This is a genomic window from uncultured Rothia sp. (genome assembly GCF_916049665.1).
GTDB lineage: Bacteria > Actinomycetota > Actinomycetes > Actinomycetales > Micrococcaceae > Rothia.
The window spans coordinates 1-3,719 of record NZ_CAJZIE010000106.1 but is presented as its reverse complement, the minus strand read 5'-3'; the positions used below and the strand labels follow the sequence as shown (position 1 = coordinate 3,719).

Annotated in this window: 3 protein-coding genes; 2 read left to right on the top strand and 1 reads right to left on the bottom strand. The window is 60.8% G+C overall.

Translation table 11 applies throughout. The annotated features are described in order from the left end of the window. Positions 1–110: 110 nt before the first annotated feature. Positions 111–1,733: a phosphatase PAP2 family protein gene (locus QZ540_RS08185; RefSeq protein WP_294629106.1), complete on the bottom strand. Its 1,623-nt coding sequence runs from the start codon at positions 1,731–1,733 to the stop codon at positions 111–113. A 292-nt stretch (positions 1,734–2,025) separates the two neighbouring features. On the opposite strand from QZ540_RS08185, the gene QZ540_RS08180 reads away from it, so the two are divergent. Further along, complete coding sequence (locus QZ540_RS08180; protein WP_294629104.1) at positions 2,026–3,069, top strand: o-succinylbenzoate synthase; 1,044 nt, start codon at positions 2,026–2,028, stop codon at positions 3,067–3,069. A 104-nt stretch (positions 3,070–3,173) separates the two neighbouring features. Next, the coding region (locus QZ540_RS08175; RefSeq protein ID WP_294629108.1) for a thiamine pyrophosphate-binding protein at positions 3,174–3,719 on the top strand (546 nt) is incomplete at its 3' end.

Here is a 3,719-nt window from a genome sequence, read left to right as displayed (position 1 = left end):
ATTGGTATTAAAAATACTAAATTACTTATATTGTATTCCCCTCCCCGCAACAGGACAATACCTCAACTCACACCGAGCTAAAACACCCCGAGCAGGGAGGGGAACAACATCTACTGATAACTCCACACCTTCGAATAGGCGGAGCGATTGCTATTACGCGGACGCAATAGGTTCACCATCAACGCCGTCGTACCAAAGCTCACCGCAATAATCATGCAGGTCGCCGCGGTAAAAGCACCACCGGGAATCGGTGCAAAAATCGCAATCAGATACAGGATGACCGCGCAGAACGACAGGAATAGCGTCGCAATCGTCATCAACGGCACCAACACCAAACCACCGCGCGCCGGCACCGCAAAATCTGCCGGACGCACATAACGCAACACGCCCATACCCACGACCGTCCAGATGGCGGTGACCAGAATAGCGGTCACCACATCCGCCGGGCGATGCCAACCGTTAATAATCGTGGAGGCACCCGTCAGGCAGGTCGCCAACGCCGCGCAGAGAGCCACCGTGGGCCGCAAAAAACGAGGCGCCGCCAGGAAGAGCGCCGCGCCAGCCGCCGCCGCGAAGGTCGTGTGGCCACTGGGCGCCGAGTTGCTCAGCGCCTCCTGAACACCCAGGTCGGGCTTCACGATCAGGTAGTGCTTGAGCAGGTACGTGCTCGTCACCGCCGCAGCCCCAACTAGCACGCCAATCAGCGAGGGCAGGAACCGGTGCTTCCAAATCAGCACCGCAACCAGACCCAGCACCGCAATCACGCCAACAATCGTGGGCAAAGAATCCAGGGCGGTCAGGGTCGGGCCGCGGTAGCTCTTGAACTGGTGCGCGTACTCGGTGTACGCCTGCTCATCCACCTGCTGGCCGGTCGCCGTGTAAATGAAGAACACGAACGCGCCGTAGAGAGACAGACCCAAGAACAGCAACGCCATCACGTGACGCATCAAAATACCGGTACTCGGAAGATGGTGCCCCTGCTCTTCGCCGGGACGATTCACCGGGCGGCCCGAAGCATCCACGGGAACCTGACCGGTCTGAACATACGCACCGTTCGGGTAGGCGGCGGCAGGATACGCCTCGGGAGGATAAGCCACCGGCTGCGGAGGCATCGCACGCGTGGGAAGAGGCTGTTGAGCACCCATCTGAGGCGCACCCATTGGGGAAGCACCCATCTGATTGTTCAGCGGGAAACCGCTCACCGGAGGCTTCGGTGGGTCCAGACGGCGCGTAGCCTGCATCGGTTCATCCGCGCTGTAGTTCCCCTGAGAGGCGCGTTCCTGCGGCGAGGGAATCGTCTCAGGAATCTTAATGGGGGCACGGTAAGCGCGCGGCAAAGGACGAGTCGCGCCAATAACCTCTGAGGTGTCGGGGTGCGAAGAAATAACCTCAGTATTCGCGGATTCAGCGTTCGTCAATCCGGTATTTATAGAACCTGCAGGCGCGGTTTCGTTAGCCTGCGAAGAATCGTAATCCGTCAAAACTTTCGTACGGTCATCACTCTGCGCAGCGGCATGGGTAGCCGTTTCGTGGGCGTTGAGCACCTGGGTAGCGTCCTGATAATCGGAGAGAACCGTAGTCTCATCAGAGGAAAATACCGTAGTCGGCGCGTTATCAGCGGCGGCTGCATGCACGTCAGCGGGGTGAAGCACACTGGTAGCATCGAGATTTTCGGAGCTCTCCCAACCGGAGTTTCCTGAACCCGATGTATTTGCCGGTGTTTTCTTCTTCATAACCCTTCGTACCTTCTTGCCCTCATGTCTGTTAGATATCCCCGAGCCCGCCGATGTCCGCTGTCAAAGCGACAGCCCCCAAGCTGCCGCATCGCGCGTAACACCGTTCGAGTCATCGGGCGAATAACTATCTACTATTCCAGGTTAAGCTATGAAAAACTAAAGTTTTTTCGACCACAACCTGAGAGTTTCCAGAGAATGCGAAACGGGTTGCGAGCGCACCCGCATCAGAGCGGAATGCTATGGTGAGCTCATAGCGCATCAAAGAAGGGCAGATACCTTGAATACCAGCATGAGCGTGCCGCCTCTCGGCTACGGTTTTCGCCTCACAAACACTCCCCTGCCGCCCCTGCAGGAGGTTCTGGAGAACCTTTTCACGGTCGAAATTCCGATGACCGTGACCTTCCGCGGGGTCAATAGCCGCCAGAGCGCGCTGATTTGCGGCCCGCACGGCTGGGGCGAGTTCGCACCCTTCCTCGAGTACGGTGCCCAGGAGTCTGCCGCGTGGCTCGCCTGCGCGCTGGAGGCGGCGTGGCTACCCGCCCCTGAACCGGTGCGTACGCGCATCCCGCTGAACGCGACCCTGCCCGCGGTGCCCGCCGAGCGTGTGCCGGAGGTGCTCGCCAAGTACGAGGGCGAGATTCAGGAACTCAAAATTAAGGTGGCTGAGAAGGGTCAGAGCCTCGCCGATGACGTTGCCCGCGTGGCGGCGGCGCGAAAAGCGCTCCCGAATGCGCGTCTGAAGGTGGACGCGAACATGGGCTACACCCTCGCCGGTGCCCTTGAGGCACTGCGTAAGCTCTGCGAGTACGGCATTATTTACGCTGAGCAGCCGGTGGCAACCATTGAGGATATGGCGGCGCTCCGCTTTGCTATCGCCAAGGAGGGTCTGCCCGCCCGCATTGCCGCGGACGAGTCGATCCGCAAGGCGGAAGACCCGCTCAAGGTGGCGCGCGCGAACGCCGCTGATCTGATGGTTATTAAGGCGGCGCCTCTGGGCGGTGTACGCCGTGCGCTCGCGCTGGTGGAGCAGGCGCAGCTACCGGCGGTGGTTTCTTCTGCGCTGGAGTCTTCGGTGGGCATCGCCACCGGTGCATCCCTGGCGGCTTCCCTGCCGACCCTGAGGTACGGGTGCGGTCTGGGCACGGTCTCCCTCATGGCTGAAGACGTCACCGACGAGCCGCTCATCGCCCGCGACGGGTTCATGGACCTGCGCGCCATCACCCCCAGCCCGCAGCGCCTGGCGCGTCTTGCCACCGATGAGCAGACCCACCAATGGTGGGTGGAACGCGTCACCGCCTGCTACCGCGTTCTGGAACGCGCCGCTGATCTGTAACGGTTAGCGCTGTAACGATGAGGTCGTGAAGGGTAACCAAAACTGAAGGAAAAAGCCCGCGGCATTAGAATGGTACGGTGACTGAAAACCGCTCAACCCCCGCCATGCTCACCGCAGTATCCGTGCTCGATTCGCTGATTCGTGCCGGTATGCGGCATGTTGTCGTGTCTCCGGGATCCCGCAGTGCACCTCTTGCGTACGCTATTGCCGCCGCCGCTGAAGCCGGCGCACTCATTGCGCACGTGCGTGTGGACGAGCGAAGTGCAGCCTTTACCGCCCTGGGCATTGCGAAGGCGTCCGGTCAGCCGGTGGGTCTGGTGTGCACCTCCGGTACGGCTCTGGGCGAGTACATGCCCACCGTCATGGAGGCGTACCACGCTGGCGTGCCCTTGGCGGTGCTGAGCGCTGACCGCCCGGAGCGTCTGCGCGGTAGCGGCGTGAATCAGACGACCCGCCAGGCGAGTTTCTTCCATCCTTTTGTGCGCGCTGAAGCTGATTTGACCTCCTACCCGGAGCAAGTTGAGGGCGAGCAGACTCAGGCTTTTGCGGCTTGCTTGAACGCGCTGACCGGTCGTAGCGCCGAACACTGGCGCAAGCAGTCGGCTGAGCCGATTGGCCCGGTGCACCTGAACATTTGTTTTGATACGCCG